Annotated in this window: 21 protein-coding genes; 8 read left to right on the top strand and 13 right to left on the bottom strand. The window is 49.7% G+C overall.

The window, feature by feature from the left end; all coding sequences use genetic code 11:
* Positions 1-89: 89 nt before the first annotated feature.
* From K3T82_RS33385 to K3T82_RS33415, 7 genes are all read right to left on the bottom strand, one after another.
* Positions 90-737, bottom strand: coding sequence for a class I SAM-dependent methyltransferase (locus K3T82_RS33385; RefSeq protein ID WP_220197839.1), 648 nt, complete (start codon positions 735-737; stop codon positions 90-92).
* Positions 738-1,066: 329 nt separating this feature from the next.
* Positions 1,067-1,537: a methyltransferase family protein gene (locus K3T82_RS33390; RefSeq protein WP_220197840.1), complete on the bottom strand. Its 471-nt coding sequence runs from the start codon at positions 1,535-1,537 to the stop codon at positions 1,067-1,069.
* Positions 1,538-1,698: 161 nt separating this feature from the next.
* Complete coding sequence (locus tag K3T82_RS33395) at positions 1,699-2,529, bottom strand: class I SAM-dependent methyltransferase (protein WP_220197841.1); 831 nt, start codon at positions 2,527-2,529, stop codon at positions 1,699-1,701.
* A gap of 54 nt (positions 2,530-2,583) precedes the next feature.
* Positions 2,584-3,408, bottom strand: a complete 825-nt coding sequence (locus K3T82_RS33400; RefSeq protein ID WP_220197842.1) for a class I SAM-dependent methyltransferase — start codon at positions 3,406-3,408, stop codon at positions 2,584-2,586.
* 80 nt (positions 3,409-3,488) lie between these two features.
* Positions 3,489-4,316: a class I SAM-dependent methyltransferase gene (locus tag K3T82_RS33405; RefSeq protein WP_220197843.1), complete on the bottom strand. Its 828-nt coding sequence runs from the start codon at positions 4,314-4,316 to the stop codon at positions 3,489-3,491.
* Positions 4,317-4,330: 14 nt separating this feature from the next.
* Entirely contained in the window at positions 4,331-5,119 is a 789-nt protein-coding gene (locus tag K3T82_RS33410) for a hypothetical protein (protein ID WP_220197844.1), read from the bottom strand.
* A gap of 340 nt (positions 5,120-5,459) precedes the next feature.
* A protein-coding gene (locus K3T82_RS33415) for an IS5 family transposase (RefSeq protein WP_220195679.1) occupies positions 5,460-6,327 on the bottom strand; the annotation gives its coding sequence in 2 pieces (ribosomal slippage) (positions 5,460-5,924 and positions 5,926-6,327; 867 coding nt in all).
* 332 nt (positions 6,328-6,659) lie between these two features.
* Between K3T82_RS33415 and K3T82_RS33420 the strand changes: the two genes are divergently transcribed.
* Positions 6,660-7,583, top strand: coding sequence for a helix-turn-helix domain-containing protein (locus tag K3T82_RS33420; RefSeq protein WP_220197845.1), 924 nt, complete (start codon positions 6,660-6,662; stop codon positions 7,581-7,583).
* Positions 7,584-7,890: 307 nt separating this feature from the next.
* Entirely contained in the window at positions 7,891-9,354 is a 1,464-nt protein-coding gene (locus tag K3T82_RS33425) for a hypothetical protein (RefSeq protein WP_220197846.1), read from the top strand.
* Between the two features lie 205 nt (positions 9,355-9,559).
* On the opposite strand, the gene K3T82_RS33430 is transcribed toward K3T82_RS33425, so the two are convergent.
* Positions 9,560-9,862, bottom strand: coding sequence for a hypothetical protein (locus tag K3T82_RS33430; protein ID WP_220197847.1), 303 nt, complete (start codon positions 9,860-9,862; stop codon positions 9,560-9,562).
* Between the two features lie 20 nt (positions 9,863-9,882).
* The gene (locus K3T82_RS50930) at positions 9,883-9,948 is read right to left on the bottom strand and encodes a DUF4113 domain-containing protein (protein WP_476630041.1); all 66 of its coding nucleotides are present in this window, start codon (positions 9,946-9,948) and stop codon (positions 9,883-9,885) included.
* 41 nt (positions 9,949-9,989) lie between these two features.
* On the opposite strand from K3T82_RS50930, the gene K3T82_RS33440 reads away from it, so the two are divergent.
* Entirely contained in the window at positions 9,990-10,190 is a 201-nt protein-coding gene (locus K3T82_RS33440; protein ID WP_220197849.1) for a hypothetical protein, read from the top strand.
* A gap of 235 nt (positions 10,191-10,425) precedes the next feature.
* Positions 10,426-10,659, top strand: coding sequence for a hypothetical protein (locus K3T82_RS33445; RefSeq protein WP_220197850.1), 234 nt, complete (start codon positions 10,426-10,428; stop codon positions 10,657-10,659).
* Positions 10,660-10,715: 56 nt separating this feature from the next.
* On the opposite strand, the gene K3T82_RS33450 is transcribed toward K3T82_RS33445, so the two are convergent.
* Together K3T82_RS33450 and K3T82_RS49310 are read right to left on the bottom strand one after the other, a co-directional pair.
* Positions 10,716-11,234: a L,D-transpeptidase gene (locus K3T82_RS33450; protein WP_220197851.1), complete on the bottom strand. Its 519-nt coding sequence runs from the start codon at positions 11,232-11,234 to the stop codon at positions 10,716-10,718.
* 663 nt (positions 11,235-11,897) lie between these two features.
* Positions 11,898-12,032, bottom strand: coding sequence for a hypothetical protein (locus tag K3T82_RS49310; protein ID WP_268886703.1), 135 nt, complete (start codon positions 12,030-12,032; stop codon positions 11,898-11,900).
* Between the two features lie 292 nt (positions 12,033-12,324).
* Between K3T82_RS49310 and K3T82_RS49315 the strand changes: the two genes are divergently transcribed.
* The 4 genes from K3T82_RS49315 to K3T82_RS33470 all read left to right on the top strand — a co-directional run bounded on the left by K3T82_RS49315 (position 12,325) and on the right by K3T82_RS33470 (position 16,185).
* On the top strand, positions 12,325-13,071 hold the full coding sequence (locus K3T82_RS49315; RefSeq protein ID WP_220197852.1) for an MFS transporter: 747 nt from the start codon (positions 12,325-12,327) through the stop codon (positions 13,069-13,071).
* Entirely contained in the window at positions 13,071-13,724 is a 654-nt protein-coding gene (locus K3T82_RS49320; protein ID WP_220197853.1) for an MFS transporter, read from the top strand. The genes K3T82_RS49315 and K3T82_RS49320 overlap by 1 nt, the downstream gene beginning before the upstream one ends.
* An 84-nt stretch (positions 13,725-13,808) precedes the next feature.
* On the top strand, positions 13,809-14,018 hold the full coding sequence (nrtS, locus tag K3T82_RS50305) for a nitrate/nitrite transporter NrtS (protein WP_420799377.1): 210 nt from the start codon (positions 13,809-13,811) through the stop codon (positions 14,016-14,018).
* Between the two features lie 565 nt (positions 14,019-14,583).
* Complete coding sequence (locus K3T82_RS33470) at positions 14,584-16,185, top strand: ISL3 family transposase (protein WP_220197855.1); 1,602 nt, start codon at positions 14,584-14,586, stop codon at positions 16,183-16,185.
* A 146-nt stretch (positions 16,186-16,331) separates the two neighbouring features.
* Here K3T82_RS33470 and K3T82_RS33475 read toward each other — a convergent pair whose 3' ends face one another.
* Both K3T82_RS33475 and K3T82_RS33480 read right to left on the bottom strand, forming a co-directional pair.
* Positions 16,332-17,228, bottom strand: coding sequence for a leucine-rich repeat domain-containing protein (locus K3T82_RS33475; RefSeq protein WP_220197856.1), 897 nt, complete (start codon positions 17,226-17,228; stop codon positions 16,332-16,334).
* A gap of 872 nt (positions 17,229-18,100) precedes the next feature.
* Positions 18,101-18,790 (bottom strand): hypothetical protein, encoded by a 690-nt coding sequence (locus tag K3T82_RS33480; RefSeq protein ID WP_220197857.1) that lies wholly within the window; start codon positions 18,788-18,790, stop codon positions 18,101-18,103.
* Positions 18,791-19,231 lie beyond the last annotated feature (441 nt).

Genomic DNA, 19,231 nt, shown 5'->3' on the forward strand with positions numbered 1-19,231 from the left:
AATATGTGTAAACCATGTTATGAGTTGGTGTCAGCATACGAAGATGAATAGGCCATTCGACAAGAGAGTAGCATCCACAACAGCTGTATCTATAGGGACATCGCTCTCCACAGGGACACCATCGACGCATCTGGCACACCACAGCCTATGTTTGCGGCTTCTGCCATGTTAAGAAGATATCGCCAGAGTAACAGGCGACGAAGATGGGCATCGGGCAGATGAGAAGAAGCCGTCTTGCGGATCTCTTGTAGGGTCATGTTTGCTGGCTTGATCGGTGCTCCACTCTCTGACCATCCACGGCTGCGAGCATAGTAGATATTCACTGGAATAGCAACGAGTGCGATCCCCCTGTCAGCCAGGCTGACTTCACGGAACAGGCCGAGCACGGCTAACGTACCGCCGGGTCGCAGTAATGAAGCCATCTTTTCAAGTGCCTGCTCGAACAGCATGTGATGAAGTGAGGCGGTGGCTGAGATGAAATCAAACTGCTCATCAAAGGAGTAACGCATGAAATCGTCCTCGATGAACCGGATCGACCGGTTTCCTGTCTCAGCACGGGCTCGCTCGATCATCGTGTGATCGCTGTCGATTCCCGTGACTGCACCACTGAACTGATCGGAAAGCCTCCTTGCGAAGCTACCATCACCACATCCAACATCCAACGCATTTTGGCAATGAGAAGGGACCTGACGCAGGAGCAAATCTCTATAGTGCTCATTATGGTTATACTTCGGCATGACACGTTTCGGTCTCTCTGGCAGCCATGATCATCATAACTTCCAGTAGTGGTTGACCACTCCTTTCTTCACATCTGAGCTCATGAAAACTCACCAGCACTTTTTACACGTTCTCTCTCTTTTTGTCAAACGCTCGGACCGTTTTTTCTTGCAATGGGCACCTTCAATAGACGTCCCCCAATCTTATAGGTTGATGGATACAGGAACATCCACACCCACACAGGCATAGCTCGATGGTTTCATCTTCCAGGGTGATGTTTTTTGCCCCTGACGAGATGTCAGGCGTGAGATAGGCCTTTCTCCCAACAGCATCCCTCACACCTTTCATCTTAGAAGAGAAATGGAAGCAGTTTCCATGTACGGCTCTTATACTCGTGATAAGTCTCACCGAAGGTCTGCTGGAGCGCTTTTTCTTCAACCTGCATACGATAGAGAAGCCCACCAAGCATTCCAAGTGTCAGTGCAATGGCGCTCAAAATATTCGTTGTCATCAACCCAAACCCAAAGATCACCAGGAGAATTCCTGTATAGGAAGGATGGCGAAGATACCGATAGGGGCCATGCTGTATCAATCGATGGTCTCGCGCTATCATCACTTTTCCCGTAAAAAAGGAGCCAAGCGTCAAGATCGCATACCACCGCCAGCACGTTCCAACGATGACACAGGCAATACCTGGCACGATCAGTACGAAAAAGTTGCATTGCGGAAAGAGAAGAGGGCAGAAGAAAGCGAGCACAAACCCCCCAGCCGTGCCAACCGCTATTGCTAGTGTTGAGTGGCGATCTTGTTGCACTTTCACTGATGCGTTCCTCCATCGTCCAGGCCCGAAAAATTCAGAGGCGCACCAAAGCAAGAGGAGCAACCAAAACAAGATCATATAGGGATTTGGAGTATAGATCAGAGGCATATGTCTTGCCCCTCCTTCACGACAGGCTCATAGGAGGAAATGCATCATGTCTGTCATTCGTCTTTTGTACTGATGCCCCCCCAGATGTATGCCGCGCTAACGAATTGATGGCGTAAATCATGTTCCATCTCTTTGCGCAATTGATCATATGCTTCTGGGGCAATATATGTGGGGGTTAACAACGGGCGCAGTCGAAGTGACAATTCTATATAAATATCAGAGGCAAACTTATTGCCTTCTTTATGGCTCCAACTCACATCATTGAGCCAGGATTGGTGTTGAATATGATGAAAACCGGCCTCCGTGAGCATGGGTTGGAAGTAAGGGGTAATTCCAAGCGTATACGGTGTGGGTATTTTCTCTTTGTCGAAGAGAAGGCGTTGTTCGAGATGATGAAACTGATCGAGTGCTGGGCTATTGGATTGTCCAGCGACATCCGATTCCACCAGGCGGAATGTGCCACCAGGGCGGAGGATACGGTACACTTCTCGAAAGAGCTGAGGCCAACCGTTCATCGTCTCCACGGCAAGAAGCAATCGTGCATTGACGAGATCGAATGAGTTGTCGTCAAACTCTAATAACGGCTTCAGAATGTCTATCTTTTGGAAAGCAATGTTTGGCTGATCAATTGACTGCGCCTGACAAGAGGAAAGCATCCGTTCGGAGATGTCTACGCCAACTCCTCGCATATGGGGATAGGTCGCCATGAGATTGATCAACCAATCGCCTGTTCCACAGGCAAGATCGACCACATCGGTGATCCCACGAGGATCAAGTCCTTCGATGAGCCCGGTGACTTTCGTGAAATATTCTCCCTGAAGCTTGAGACGATACATCTCCTCTGCTTTCTCAGGGTCAAAAATAGAGCGCTTATTCTCTGTCATTGCATTCTCCTCATTCTGAATCCATCCAAGATGATGAAAATACCATTGGGAATATTATGGTTTCGTACCAATGAAGCCCCAAATATAGGCCATACCTACGTAGTTGTTGGTCAATTCATGTTCGATGTCTTGTGCCAACTGGTCGTAAGCGTCTGAGGAAAGAGAAGCCGAAACTAGTAATGGACGCATTTTGATGAGCAACTCAGCATTGACATCCCGCATATATTTATGACCATCCCGATGGTCATATGAGGTATCAGCAAGCCAGGATTGTTTTTGTATCTCGACAAAACCAGCATCATTGAGAAAGCCGGGAAGATAGGGTGCGATACTATGCGAATGAGGCGCCGGGAGTTTCTCCTTGGCATACAGCATCGCTTGGACAAGGGACTCAAATCGTGCGAGAGCTGGGCTATTAGAAGACGAGGTGACATCAGCCTCGATGAAGCGCACCATTCCACCAGGCCGTAGCACACGGTAGATTTCTCGCAATAACAGAGGCCAACCACCAACTGTCTCCACTGAGATGATCAGACGCGCATTGACCAAATCAAAGGAATGCTCTGCAAATGCAAGTGGTTGGGTGATATCCATCTTTTTGAAAGACAGGCGAGTTTCCTCAAGTGCTTGTGCTTGGCAATAGGAAAGCATTCGTTCAGAGAAATCGACACCGACGCCTTGCATATGCGAATGTGCTGCGATCAGACTGATCAACCAATCGCCTGTTCCACAGGCAAGATCGACCACATTGGTGATCTCAGCAGGATCAAGACCTTCAATGAGTCCAGTGACTTTGGTGAAGTATTCTCCCTGAAGCTTCAAACGGTACATCTCTTCAGCCTTCTCAGGGTCAAAAATATAGCGCTTGTTCTCTGCCATAGCACCCTCTTTCTTCATTCCATACGAGACGCTCAGCTTTCACCAAAGGTTCGTAGGGGAGAACGATATTCCTGCTTATCTCATGGCTTTGCCCCAATGAACCCCCAAATGTATGCCATGCTCATAAAGTTCTTATTGAGATCGCGTTCAACGTCTTTTGCCAATAGCTCATATGCTTCCGTGGAGATATAGGTTGGGACTAACAACGGTCGCATTCTTGCGAGGAGCTCAGTATGGACATCTTTCATGTACTTATAGCCCTCTCTATCCTCGAAGGAGGTATCAACGAGCCATGACCGTTTTTTGATAGCAACAAACCCCGCTTCTTTCAGGAACCCGTGAAGATAGGGTGCGATATTATGTGAGTGCGGTGATGGAAGTTTCTCCTTTGCATGAAGCATCGCTTGTTCTAGAAATTGAAATTTTTCCAGGGCTGGACTGTTTGAAGAAGCGACAACATCTGGTTCGACCAAGCGGAATATGCCTCCAGGACGCAGGATACGATGCACTTCTCGAAAGAGTTGCGCCCAACCGCTGACCGTCTCCACGGCAAAAAGGGCTCGACCATTGACAAGATCAAACGAGTTGTCATCAAACGCTCGCAACGGACTGAGAATGTCCATCTTTTGAAAGGAAAGGCGTGGCTGATCGATTGACTGAGCCTGGCAATAGGAAAGCATTCGTTCGGAAATGTCCACACCGACACCTCGCATATGGGGATAGGTCGAGATGAGACTGATCAACCAATCACCTGTACCACAGGCAAGATCAACCACATCAGTGATGTCACGAGGATTAAGACCTTCAACGAGCCCGGTGATTTTCGTAAAATATTCCCCCTGGAACTTTAAACGGTACATCTCTTCGGCTTTTTCTGGATCAAAAATATAGCGCCTATTGTCTCTCATCACATCTTCCTTCATTACAATTTGATACGCTCTCTTGCCAGCCGATGCAAGGCCAGGGTCGCAAGGCTTTGGATCTGAGCTATGGTATTACCATCAAAATCGAGAAAGAGAGCCGCAACTTCTGCGTCCCACATCCGAATGTCCTCTAAGGACACATCCCAATACAGGTGGTCGCGCACCTTTCTGACCCCTGCAAATCGTATGGCTCCTATACAGTCTTCTCCTTCGCCGATGAGGAGCCAGCCATCATCATCCCAAATTGCCCCAGGCCAGTTCGTCCACAGAATCGTGTTTTTGGGTTGCTGGTGGATCTCTGTGACGGGAATGATGATGACTGCTCCCTGGGGTGATTGTCCATAACACCAAAATGGGGGCTCATCAAGAGATATCTTCTCGGGAAGAAAGGATCGCTCGCCATCATCAATCATGCGGGCAATGAAGGTTGCAGCCGCCCACTGAGGATGAGGTCGTCCCTTGCGTTCGAGTCGAATCGCCCCTTTCGTAATCCAATCATTGAAGGTACTGTTCGGGATGACCGTGTTCGAGTACATCGCAAGGGATTGGCGGAGCCAGGATGAAGAGAGACTCAATTCATCGCGAGCGGTTTTATGGCGATTGCGCACATACACATCCATATACCCAAATGCGTAGCGCCTTTTGTATCGCACTTCCTGAAGAAGAAGGTCAAGCAATTCAGAACCACTCTTACGATTTTTTCTTCCAAGACGCGAAAGAAGATGATGCGCCATAGGAACGCATAGAGGCGCAACTTCTGGATACAACTGAATGGGTAGTGATTCCATGTTAATGGCGTCTTCGCCTTTCTGCAACTTTTTCACAGTATAACATAAAATCTACATAATCGTAGATATAATGAACAATGTACGACAATGTTGGTGTTCTTCCCACGTCTCTCTCGTTCTTGAATCATCAGATACACTCGCATTGTTTGTACATTTCTACGCCAAGCAGGTGACTTTTCCTAGGCAAATACACCTTTTTCTATTTTGCATGCAAACGCACAGGAAAACATGTTGACAAAGGTTCAACAAGAGAATTGACCCATTCTCACTCTATTTCGTTAATAGCGCTATTGCATATCCGTACTTTTTTTATTATAATATTGCTTAGAAAGTGTCTAAACTAGATTGAGAAGGGCCGAAAAGGAGTTAACCGCTTGAGAAAGAGCTGAATGGAAGCGATTTGGATGAATGCCTCACTGCTCTGGGGCAAGCCTTCATAATCGCGAGCCAACCGTCGGAAACGAATGAACCACCCAAAAGTGCGCTCGATCTTCCAGCGATGACGTTGGACCTGAAAGCCGCCTTTTGGCTTGGGCAAACGAACGGGTTCACCATTGATGAGCACCCAGGGATCTTCCTGGTCCGCTTTCGGCACGATTTCGGTTTCCCATCCCAAGGTGGCTTTGATCCAGTCAATGAGCGGGCCAGTGTAGGCACTATCAGCGAAGAGATGACACAGGCGAGGAAATCGATCTGTCAGTTCCTGCAAGAGCAAGGGTGCTCCCAGCCGATCCATCAGGCGAGCTGTATGGACCTTGACTGCTAAAAGAAGCCCCTGGGTATCAACCAGGATGTGCCGTTTGCGTCCGTAGGTTTTTTTTCCCAGCATCAAAGCCACGGTCGATGCCTCGCACAGGGCTGGTTTTGATGGATTGGCTATCAATGATAGCTGCGCTTGGTTCGGGATCACGCCCCATGTGGGTGCGCACATCTCGACGCAAGCTGCTCATCGCCCGCTCCCAGGTGCCATCCAGGCTCCAGCGACGGAAATAATGGTACACCGTCTTCCCATTGGGCAGATCATGGGGCATTTGTCGCCACGAACAGCCGGTTCGCAGGACATAGAGAATGCCATTGATGATCTCTCGACGCTCAACCCGTTCTCGCGGACTCCACTGCGTTTGAGGAGGCAGCAATGGTTCTAAGCGGTCCCACTGCTCATCTGTCAGGTCGGAGGGATAGGCTTTGCGCTTCTGGTGATCGCTCATCTGATCAGTTCCTTTCTTTGGCTCTAGCGGTCTCCTTTCTTTCAGTCTAGCACGACCTTGTTTAGTTCAGACACTTTCTTAGTGTTGTTCTACAAGAGATGGGAAACATGGAGAACTCTCTAATGGATCAAAAGAAACGCATACTTCTCTATTTCTTGCTCTGAATACTCTCTCAGGCAACGACCATGCTTTGGCCTTCTTCACTACTTGCAACACACGTGGTCTGCTCTCTGTCATGGACGACGAGTGCGTCCCTGTCGCTGCCTGCTGCTCGTTTTTGTCTGCATTCTTCCTTATTGTTCTGCCTTATCTGTAACCAGAAGAGATCATCTATGCAACCGTATGATTCCCACCGCACGCATGTGTCAAGTAAGCACATCTCTGTTCTCTTCCCACGGGATATTTATGGTATGCCGATCACTGCTCTGCCGCCAAGCGCCATGCTCTTACGACGAGAGCGACGAAACCTGGGGTTGACGCAAGAACAACTGGCCGAGCGCATTGGTGTCAGTACCTCAACGGTGAGTCGATGGGAGGCTGGGCATCATATGCCAGCCCCAATGTACATAATCCGTCTGTGCCATCTCTTCCACAAGAGCGCTGAGGACTTGGGGCTGGCTGAGACACTCACGCTGAGAGAACAAGCACCTGAGCGCCTGATAGATTCGTCTGTGCCTACATCGCTGGCATGTGTCGGGAGAGAGCACGAACAGGCAACCATCAAAGCGTGCTTGATGCAGCCACAACCGTCTCTGCTCACGGGTCTGACAGGGCTTGCCGGAGTCGGAAAAACGACCATTATCGCTTCCATCGTCCAGGATCAAGATCTCCTCACCCACTATCCAGACGGGGTGTTGTGGGCAACCCTTGGCCCCTCTCCTGAACTCCACATGCATCTGGCTCGCTGGGGTGCGCTTCTTCATCTTCCTATGGAAACAGATGGTAATCCGCAAGCATGGCGTGAGCAGCTTCGACAGACATTACGTACTCGTCGGATGCTTCTCGTGCTCGATAACGCGTGGAATCTTCAAGATATCCTCGCTCTTCTGATCGCAGGGCCACGATGCGCCTATGTCATCACGACGTGCTTTCCCTCATTGATTGCCTCCCTGCGTGCAGTGTCCTTCCCCATCCCCCCATGGGAACCACACCAGAGCGACCTCTGGTTACGGCATGTTGCCCCAATGAGCACCCATCTCGATCCCCCACCATCCAACGGCTGCTGGTTGCCGCCGGAGGGCTCCCGCTCGCAGTAACCCTCATGGGGCAGTATCTCCAGTACCATGCCCGCGATGAGCAATCCCGACGTATTGCCTCAGCACTGACCTACCTCAGCAAGACACGCCATCTTCTGGCCCTCCCACTGCATCTTGACAGCCGGTACCAGATGCCACCCTCAGAGCCCTCGACCACGCGCTCACCCTTGCATCACTGTTTGCTCATATCGCCTCGTCACTTGATGCACGCCATCGCCAGATTCTTTTTACCCTCTCGGTCTTTCCACCTGCTCCAGCCACCTTCTCTGAGGAGGCAGCACTCCATATTGCAGCGTGCTCGGTCGAAATGCTTGACACGCTCACGGATAGTGGCTTCTTGCAAGCCCATCATGACCGTTACCAGATGCACCCCCTGGTACAAGCCTATGCAGCCATGAGCCTTGAACAGATTCCGCACGACCAACATCATGCACATACTCGGTATCTTTTGTATGCGATGCTGCTCCTGGAAGGTCAGGATGATTCCGTTTTCCAACGCGAAGAAGCGGTGGTCCAGGCAGCCTTCGACCTTGCCTGGAGTCTCAACGCTCAACCGCAAGCACTACGCCTCACCGCCTTGCTCACCTCGTTCTGGCTTCGAGATCATCGATGGGAGCAGGCCGAAGCCGCCTTTAGCAGAGCCTTGCCCATAGCTCGCAGTCACACACCCTGCGATGCTATCACCATACTGTTAGGACGAGGGCGCTGTTGGCTCGCGCTCCACCACATCGAAAAGTCGATACAGGATTACCAGGAAGCCCTCATCTTGACCAGAATTCATGGCAGCCGGGAGGAGCAGCTCACATTGCTGCTTCAACTGGCTGCGGTCTTGATGCAGACGCCTCGCCACGGGCTCTATCAACCATATGCGCAGAAGGCCGATGCCTGTTGCTTGGAGGCGAGTGAACTCCTGAATCAACTCCCTGTCCCGCAAACCCTTTCCTCTCATGTGCAACAGGCACTCCCGTTCCTCTACGAGATGCGAGGAACTCTGGAATTGTGGACAGGCGCTGGAAGACAGACAGCATTAGAGATGTATCAACAAGGGCTCACGCTGGCAGAACAATTCCAGACCATCGAGGCGTGGTGCCTCTTACTCATCATGCGTGCGAGAGCGTCGTTGTATGGTCTAGACTACCATGCAAGCGAACAAGACCTGCATCGAGCCCGCACCCTCGCAACCCAGGCTAGCCTTGGTACGCTGGTGCGACTGAGCTATTACGGGCTGCTCGACCTGTTGTTGGCAACGGATCGTCTTGAGGAGGCACAGCAGGTGCTCAAACGATTGAAACACACGGGCTCACTTGCAGATGCATCGAGCAAAACAGCCCTGCATGAGCGATTCCAGGCACTCAGCACTGAGCATTGTAACGGCTGGGACGCACTCTATGAAGGCAAGCTGGCGTTGGTGCGGCATGATCTCGAAACCGCTGATCAGTGTTTCATGCATGCCTCCAAAGAGGCGCGACACCTCCCAACGGAATATGAATTACTTCTGCTCATTATGCAGCATCGAGCATCGGTGGCGCTTGCCAGAAAGAACGCAGGACAGGCACTCAGGCTCATCGGCGATTTGGAAGAATATATTCCAGACACCTTCCAGGGGCTCTGGCGGGGTCATGTCCTTGCCTTGCGTGCGCAATGTATGCATCTGTTTCAGTTGCCACAGGCAGCGCGCAGAGAGGCAGAACAAAGTCGAGCTATCTTTGAGCGCCAAGGACATCTCATTGGTCTCCAAGACCTTGATGCCTGGTGGCACCATGTGTGCTGAGAGGAGAATTTGTCTCCCAGGAGAATGAGCCGGGGTCAGGCTATCTCCTGAACGGAAAGAGTCGTGAGCGTCAGGGATGTATGTCGTTGTCATACGACTTGTTGAGCGTGTTTGAGAGAGGCCATATGTCGTTGGTCGTCTGTCCTATCACGATGCTGTGGGTTCACTCCTTGTATGAGCGAATACGACGTGGCTTGTTTCCTCCTCAGAGCGGAAAGGAAGAAAGCAACAAGGTGGTTGCAGAGGTAGTACAGACCCAGGCCAGCACCGTATCTTCATCCTCATCCTCCCAGGCTCCCAGACCGAGCAGGTCCAATTCATCTCCTGGGCAATTGACCCTTGCCCACTGTGCAATCTCACAGAGTTCCCCGGTGTCGAGAGTGACATGCCCGCGAATGTACACATGGCAACGTTCGTGAAATCGTATCTCAAACGCCTCTATCGCGCTTCGGATAGCCTGCGCCGATAACGGCAATCGCAGGTGAACTTGCTCCCTTCTAAATTCCATAAGTGCTCTTCCTCTTTGTGCTACGAGATGGTCAAGATCTCGCTCCAACAGGTGGTATAGCGTTGAGAGCGCCTCATCTGTCGCATGACCGGGGCAGCTTCATGCCTTGGGTGCCAAAGCACAGCGTATGACGACCCCAAGTCTCATTGATCTCATCCACCATCAGCAACCGTCGTTTTGGAACACGCTTCCCAGCACGATCCCCTCTGTGTTAGTTGCAATCCTCATCATTGGCATTCCGCTGTTCCTCCTACGTCATCGCATGCGCGTCAGGCGTGTACAGCAAGCAGAAACAGAGCAGGACAAGCGCCCACGTTCATCCGAATAAGATACTTGCGGAAAAGCATTCATGATGGATCACCACCCCTTGTTCTTGAGTCAAACAAGGGGTGTCGTGAGAGTCGATTGCCTCCAAGACATAGCACACAGTATGCTGCTGCTCCAAAAAATACTCTTGTGTCCAATAGAGCTTGTTTTCTGCTTTCACAATACTAGAGCATTCACCGGTCAATTGGCGCTCAATTTTATACACATGACCCGGCAGTGTTGCAAAATATGAGGACATGTATCGCAAAGAGGACCCAATCACAACCGAATTCCTGCACATGTTCTATACAAATCTGGTACTACCAGCCAACCAGCCCGAGATTGGGCCTGCCGGACTGCCAGTGCTCTTTGAGTACGTTCATTTACGTAATATTACCATTTTAAGTGGTGGACATAAAACGAAGTCGCCCTACTGGTGTGGACGCTTGAACGCAAGTGAGGCCTTTGTATTAGGAGCGACAACCAAATAAGTGGGGCAAGGGTGTTGTACGCCATGTGCTAGTAGGTGGCGTACAACACAACAGGATCAGAGCTGAATCATTACTGGTGTTCCAACAGGGGCCCAGTTATACAACCATTTTGCCGCATCCAGGGGCATACCTACACAACCATGTGAATTCTGATTATCGTCTGTCCCACCCGGTCCAAATTGTGTGATCCAAGTCGCGTCATGCAGAAAGTAACCGCCATCCTTAAAAGCCAGAGCATAATTGATATGGGTTGGGGGATAATAATAAGGTGAGCCTTTGGGCCAGGGGGAAGTAAAGGTTGTTGGGCTCAGTTTCTGCAAAACACTGAAATTTCCGGTTGGGGTCTCTAATCCCTTACGTCCGGCTGTCACCAGGGTGTGAAAGACCTCCTCATCGCCTTCATAAGCAACCAATTCTCTATCCGAAATGTCTACGACGATTTTTTTCGCTGGTCCAGAGTTACTATTATCCTGGGCATGCACTGCACGCATGGTCAGGGGTAGAATCGCAATGCTTAGTAAGAAACAAAAGACTATAATCGATATAAAGAGAAAACGCTTAGAGCCTATTTTCATAGTATTCTCTGCTCCTTTCATGCACTTCAACGCACAAAAGTCACCATTTCCACACAATCCACTACGCACAGACAAGCAGCGATTCAGCCCGCCTGAAGACCTGTGCACTCCTTTCATCGTATAAGAATAAAGGTGAATAATATTGTCTAGAGAGGGAACACTATCTTCTCAAGATCCAGGGGGTATCAGGTGGTATAGGATGATGCATAATCATCTATCACACACGATTCTTATTCCACCCTTATTCGTAAAGCTTGCTAGTAAGGTAACATCAATAACGTTACATGTATATTTTGCATGAGCTAACAAACTCATCCATACAATACAAAAGAGAGCACTGAGTTTCGTGTCAAAACTCAGTGCTCTCTTTTACGGGTTTCTTTTTTGAAACAGAGAGAGTTGCTGTAGGGAAACGCTTCTTTGCGCTTGGGAGGAACAACTTTCTTTGGCGCTTCCGCCATGCGTTCTGCTTCGGCAATTAACCAGGGATATTTTCTTAAAATCCTCACAGATCACATTCTTGAGGCTGGCTTAATGGAGCCATAACCATTTTTGGGGATGAATGTGATGCTCGCCTATCAACAGATTTCGAAGGCAAATCTAAAAGTAAGATTTGGTGATTTGATGGGTATGAGTTAGCGACGCGAGCAAATCGACAGCTTGCTACTGTACTTCAGCCTCAAGGTCCTGGCGAGCATGCTGCACGCTTTGCTTATCATGCTCAAGTCCTTCAGAGACATGTTTTCTGGTTTGAAATGATCCTACAAAGAGTGAACCAGAGACGATGTAGACAAGCATGGGTGTTTGGCTTTTTCCTGGGCCATGGTTTCTCCTTGCAGGCTATGGTTATCGCCTCTGGTGGTACCCCACAGCAGCATGAGAAGCACTTGTAGCGCGCAACATTCCTCCTCTGCGCTATTTAGGAAACTAACCTGCAAAGAAAGACCCCGGTAAGCTCTTTTCAGTATTTTGATGATGATTTCTCAGCTTCTTTTCAGTCTTCTATTAAAAAGGCCAACTCGTGTAAAGGATGCAAAAACAGAAGAAATAGCAAATTTGCCCCATAAAAGAGTAGAAAAGGAGACAATACATGCTCACTGCCAAGCCTCAATCCCGGCCAGAGACGTTTCGCTGGTCCAATTTTTACAAAATCTTACTGCTTGTCGTCTTCCTTGGCACCGCTTTTGATAACATGGATCAGGTCACGTGCCCGTTCATTCTGCCTATGATGCGCATGGAGTGGAATCTCAACTATATCCAGGGCTCCTACATGCCCACCGCTGCCCTCTTTGGGGCCTGTGTCGGCGCTATTTTCTGGGGCATCATTGGCGACCGTATTGGCCGACAGAAGGCCCTAACCTACACCATCCTCTTATTTTCCGTCACCAACCTCATCCAAACGCACGCCTGGGACTATGTACAATTCACCATCACCTGCTTCTTCATGGGCGTTGGCGTCGGGGGAGAAATTCCACTGGCCTTCACGCTGCTCGCTGAGTTCCTGCCTGCTCACCTGCGCACGCGTACCCAGATAGCGCTCGGCATCCTGGCTATTGTCGTCGGCTATGCGTTTTCCGCGCTCAGCGCCCATTTTCTTCTGCCGGTCGCCGGCTGGAAATCGCTGTTCTATATTCAGGCACTGCCGGCTCTGCTCATGGTCCTGATCCGCTTCAAATTCCCCGAATCTCCCCGCTATCTTCTCGCTGCGGGCAAAGAAGCTGAAGCTCTACGCGTCGCTGCTGAAATTCGTCGCCAGACCGGCGGCAACTACGACCCTCTGGACGATGCGCAGACCTCTCCCATGAAGATAAGCGCGTCTCAGTCATCGAGGGGTTGATGAGGCTCTGGCGCAACGTCTACCGCAGGCGCACCGTTGCCAACTGGATCTTTGGCTTCTTTATTGGCTTCTTCGAGTTCTCCTTCATCATCTGGCTGCCCACGACCCTCGTGAATCTGGGCTACTCTGACGCCCAGAGTGTCAACTATCCCATGCTGATCATTTTTTTCGCCATTCCCTCGGTCTTCCTGGCACTCTTCTTGCTAAATAAGGGTGGCTCCAAGCTGGTGCTGACACTTTATCCGCTCATTGCAGGTATTTTCATGCTCATTCTGGGTGTCTTTCTGCCTCAAATTGCCGCACAACCCGTCTTCCTCGTGCTGGTGGGAGGTGTCATCTTCTTCTTCGGCACCACCCTGCTAGGCATCTTCCCACCGTATAGCGCAGAAGTCTACCCCACCGAGATTCGCGGAGCTGGCGCTGGCTGGGCTGCTGGCTTCACCCGCATCGGCTCCTTTATTGGTCCACTTTTCGGCGGCGTGCTGCTGGATCTGGGAATCTCTGCGCAGGTCGAGCTGATTATCTTCGGTGCCCCTTTACTCATTGGTGCTCTCGTGATGCTGCTCTACGGCGTCCAGACGCACAAGCAATCTCTGGAGCAAATCTCTCCTTCCTTTGTGGAAACAGTCTCCACTGAACAAGTGGGAGATTAAGCAATGCATCTGTACACCCGGTTCCGGAAGTGGTCTCGCTTTCTCCACACGATCATAGCATACAGCCTCGAACGCGATACCATTATGCGTTCATTGAAGGCTACACTGGTGATCGGCACGCTCTTGGGGCTGATTAATCACAGTCAAGCGCTGGTCGGTGGCCACTTCACATGGAGCGAACTGGTGCTGCTGCTCATCACCTATCTGGTCCCGTTCTGCGTTACCACCTACGGCCAGGTGCAGGGCAAACGCCAGCGTGACCGGCACTGGACAGGCCAGAGCAAGCTCAATTAAAAACGTGTGTGGTGAATCATAAAAGCCGTCTGAAGAGCGGCTTTTATGATTCACCACTTTATCGAAAAGTATACCAGGCAAATCATCTTTTTCATTCATAGAAGCATAACATCCTTTTTAGTCATATCTTCATCTTTCGAGTCAACGAGATACATAGGCAAATAGGCTTTGATGAATTTTGAGGCAATGGGATCTATTCAGCGATTACTACACAAGAACGTCATACATACAATGCATTCAGTAGTTTGGCATTGTTGTTTGCTGGATTGTTAGATGCACGGGCATCCGTGCAGACAACAATCAAAATTTTGGACGGAGATAATGAGCAACGCTTGCATTTCTCCTTGTCGTATCGACGACCCAACAGATTTGAGTAGACATAATACCAAGGTCTGCTCTCCTAAGGTATCATCTGGAGCAGTCTTTGGGGCACTCCATCATATCCTTATTGTTCAGACCTCCACAAAATCGGATCTTCCGCAACTTTCGTGCTCGAGTTACAACCTTGATTCGTAAAGAAAGATGAGGAACATATTCAATTCAGTTTCGTTTTAAGGTGGTTCTCTTGTCTCATCTTCCCTTTTCGCTTCCAGGTTTTGACATCAAGCAGGTGCTTGATGTTGAGAATACAGTGGTCATTCAAGCGGCCGCAACTCGTTCAACTGCTCTTTGTCCATCCTGCCAGCACATAAGTCAGCGCGTGCATAGTTACTACACGCGCTCGCCTCGCGATCTTCCAAGTAGTGGGCGAGCCGTTCAATTGAAGCTTCTGGTACGGCGTTTTCGTTGCCAGAACGTCCAGTGTCCTCGCCTCACCTTCTCTGAGCGGCTTCCAGAAGTGGTTGCGGTCTCGGCTCAGCGGACAGTACGGCTCAGCGCCACATTGCGTCTTTTCGCCATTGCCCTCAGCGCACAGCTCGCCTCACGTCTGCTCAAAGAAGTGGGAATGCCAACCAGCTCGGATACCCTTGTCCGGCTTGTGAAGCAAAGCCTTGTGTCCTTGAAGGAGGTTCCCAAGGCGCTTGGCGTCGATGATTTTGCCCTTCGTCGTGGTAAAACCTACGGCACGATCCTGGTCGATCTCTCTACCCACCGCCCTATTGAACTGTTGCTCGAACGAACAGCTGAGACTCTTTCAGCGTGGCTTGAGGCCCATCCAGGAGTTGCGTACATCAGCCGTGACCGTTCGAGTGAATACATGCGCGGAGCAAGTGAAGGGGCTCCTCAAGCTCAACAGATTCTTGATCGATGGCATCTCCTCAAAAATATGCGTGAGGTGGTCCAGCGTATCGTGAGCCGCGCTCATGCGACCCTCAAGCAACGACAGAAAGAGGCTGGGGTGACAGTTCGCACTCCTTACAAGAAAAAAAAACGCAGTAGTAGTGAGGTTGCCGCATCGCAAGTCGCCCGCTTACGACGCCAAGCATGGTATGAGGAAGTCGTTGCCCAGTATCAACAAGGCAAAAGTATTGCCGCCATTGCAAGAGAATTGCAGATGAGTCCAACGACGGTTCGCAAGTTCGTGTATGCTGGAGCCTTCCCCGAACATTCTGCTCACAAACGGAGGCAGACGTATCGTCTGACTCCTTACTTATCTTATCTCCAACAACGTGTGGCGGATGGATGCGAAAATGCAAGCATGCTGTGGCAAGAGATCTGTCAGCAGGGGTTCTCTCACGGCTACAAGGTGGTCAATACCTGGCTGCGAGAGTATCTGGGCAGACCGGGACGCCGTTCCTCTGAAGAGGAGAAAATCAAACAGCAATCCTTTCTGAACGCAGTTGCCGCTGAACCAGGTCTTCTCTCCAGCAGAACAGAGATGCGGGAGGACTCGCCATCGCAGCCTGCCGAGGGAACGGTTGAACCGTTAGGCTCTCCTCGACATCTGACGTGGCTACTTGTACGTGATCCCGAAGAGCTTGATCAGCAGGATCAATTGACGTTGTCCTTCATTCGAGAGGTAGGAGACATCAATATCGCCTATGACTTGACTCAACGCTTCTTCACGATGGTACGGGAACGCCAAGCTGATCGACTTGACACCTGGCTCGAAGAGTGTCAGTCCAGTGGCGTTCCCGATCTGCAAACGTTCGCTCTCTGGCTTGAGGCGGGAATATTCTGCCTTGAAAGGTGCCCTCAGCTTTTCCTACAGCAATGGACCAGTTGAAGGACAGATCAACAAACTCAAGTATATCAAACGGAGTATGTATGGTCGCGGAAGCCTTGAATTGTTACGTCAGCGGTTTTTGCTCGCAGCCTAGCAGGAGCACGAAAGTTGCGGAAGATCCACAAAATCGGGTCAACGTCATTTCGCTATTGGGCGGAAAAATAAGCTCTACCAGGAAATTGTGATTCCAGCAGTTTTTTGGGAAGAGGAATATCCTCTAGCCTAGAAAGTTTCCAATCGTTTTGAGAGAGATCAATATTAGTAAGAAGACGTAATTTAATGAAACTAGCTGGAAGGGTCTGTAAATAATTGTCACTTACATCTAGCTCCTCCAAATCTTCAAGCCCTCCAATTTCTGCCGGCAACTCCCGTAACTCATTCCCTGCAAGAATTAACGATGTCAGGTGCTTCAAATTTCTAATTTCCGCTGGAAGGGTCTGTAAATAATTGTCACTTACATCTAGCTCCTCCAAACCTTCAAGCCCTCCAATTTCTGCTGGCAACTCCCGTAACTCATTCCCTGCAAGAATTAACGATGTCAGGTGCTTCAAATTTCTAATTTCCGCTGGAAGGGTTTGGAGGTGACAATCATAGATATGCAATGCATCAAGTTGTTCAAGTTCCCCAATTGCTCCTGGCAACTCTTGTAACTCATTCATTCCTAAATCAAGGAACGTTAAAGAGCTCAAATGACCAAGTTCCTTTGGGAGCTTTGGTATCAATGAATTTTTTATAGTAAGCACTTTTAAAGCCTTCAGTTGTCCTAGCTCTGCTGGCAATTCCTCCAAGTTAGAGAAACCAGAAAGACTCAAACGCTCCAATCGAGTGAGGTGCACAATTTCATTGAGCCAACGTGCTTTTGTGTTTGTAAGACTTAAAGCAATCAAATTTCCATTCTCATCATATTCTGTATGTGTTGGTCTCCCCCATCTGTTTGCCAACTCTTGTAAGAATTGGCTATCATGGCTATCCATAATAAGTTCCACCTCTCTATGCTTAAATTTGAAGCGGTCTTTGAAAGCTTCCAGTGGGACGGCTACCATAGAGGGATGCTTTGCCCTGCGTCAACAGGACGGCCCATGCTGGTACTGGCCTGTGACTACCAGATGCGCGCTGAACTAGTTACCAGACTCATTCAGCATTGCCCTTCCCAACAAAAAGCATCTCAAGAAGCACATAAAGGACGAGCCGTATGCAGTGACAAGCCGCACTCACGGTTCGGAAGACGGGTGACGGGCGACCCCATAAGAGGTGAGCACTCTCAATCCTGCTATATTACTTCGCGCAGTCAAGGTGGAGGAGAGGAACTGAGTAACAAATTCGCACTGCATCGTCATTACCATGATCAGCAACACCCCACGTGTCCAAGGTACCCATGACAATAACTAGATCACTGAGAATGTGGATCACGCTAACGTGTCACCTCAGGTTCTGAAGCCGAGCAGAGGAGGTGATCCATTCGCTTAGGTTAACCTCAACAGCTATCAAACCTTGGAGGAAACATGTGCCACATTGAGTGGTTATTACGCAATGTCTACAATGGGCAACGATTGCATTCCACCTTGGCGTATCCGACCACCTAACGAATTTGAGTAGATGTTTTATCAAGGTCTGCTCTCCTAGAATGCCATCTGGAGTGGTCTTTGGAATGTAGTCCGCAGTCTCAGCAAGTACGGCTTCAGACCTCAAATAGTTGGTACCTTCTCTGGCACTTCTTTTTTCTCTGCATGAAGCATTCTCCTACTCAAGAAGAGACAAGCAACCTCACTCTATGGATTGGGGCTGCTTGTCTCTCCTCTTTCGCAATTCAAGATGCCTTATGTTTAGCAATAAAACTGACATCAGAAAAGATTAGATATGACTGTTTCATTTCATAATCTCTTATGACACAGCTTATCTACAAACAAATTTGATCTCACCACGAAATCAGCACACTTGTGGTACGCATCCTCCCAGGAGGGCTCCATGTTTCGATAAAGGATGAGAGCTCATTTCTAGGAATACGTTGTTCTTGAATAGCCTCAACTAACAATTGCTCTGCAATGATGGCGATTGTAGTGGTTGGCAATAACGGAACAAGAGCTACTCGTATATCTTCAATGCGACAACTTTTCTGGCTTTTCCTTGACCCCAGCATGTGGGTGACAGGATTTGCAAAGAGAGGAGCGTGAATGCTCTGCCCCTGTTGCTTCAGCCATTCCAGCGCCGTATGAGGCACAATCACCTCCTCAATCGTGTCCTGCTCAAAGACTAAGACTGTGTTTGCCCCTACAGAACAGATTTCCACACCCTCTGGCACATACCGCCAGGTTGTCATTAGGAGAAACATAAAATCAGGATCTGTAATCACCGCATCAGCGGCATCCAACAGGAGTTGAGGCGTTGAAAGGCGCTCTGATGAAGGGTCACCATCTAGTTGCTGAATCACATGATGGGCAAACGCGAGCCCAAGCCGCTGGTTCTCGTGGTACTCCCTTTCATGTCGTCCGATCAATGGCTTAACCAGGATACCACAATTGCCGGTGCTCAACACACTCCATTTGAATTGTTGTGTCTCCAGACTGATCTTCTCTACTGGTCCCACGCGATACTTTCTTGTCTCCACGAATATCCCTCTGTTTCAATACGTTGCGCCGAATAGAAATGTCGTTTTTATTAAAAGGGCGTCATACTGCAAGGTGAGCATTTCTCCATCGTGAGTCGTAGGTATATTGCAGCGTGCGGTAGAGGTCATAGGAGCTACCAGTAGTACCAGTGCCCAATCCCTCCTGCTGATACCGCAACCACCCGAGTGCATCAGTAAATGAGGTGGTTTTATGGTTATAGGCATCGAGAATCGCTGTTTGCTCGAAAGCGGTGCTGCGACTCTCTCCAGTGAAGCCAGGGATCCCCTGTGCGACTGTCTAGGTGAGCATCCAAGAGAGGGTAATGGTTGTGGTATCGTATAGATCACGCTTCCTAGCAAACGCCCAAGACTATCATGGTTTATGACCGTGCGAGACTGATTCTGATCTGGAGTTACATATCCAGAGATTGCTTCTGAGAC

Origin of the sequence: Ktedonospora formicarum, assembly GCF_016587355.1 — a bacterium.
Taxonomy (GTDB): Bacteria; Chloroflexota; Ktedonobacteria; order Ktedonobacterales; family Ktedonobacteraceae; genus Ktedonobacter; species Ktedonobacter formicarum.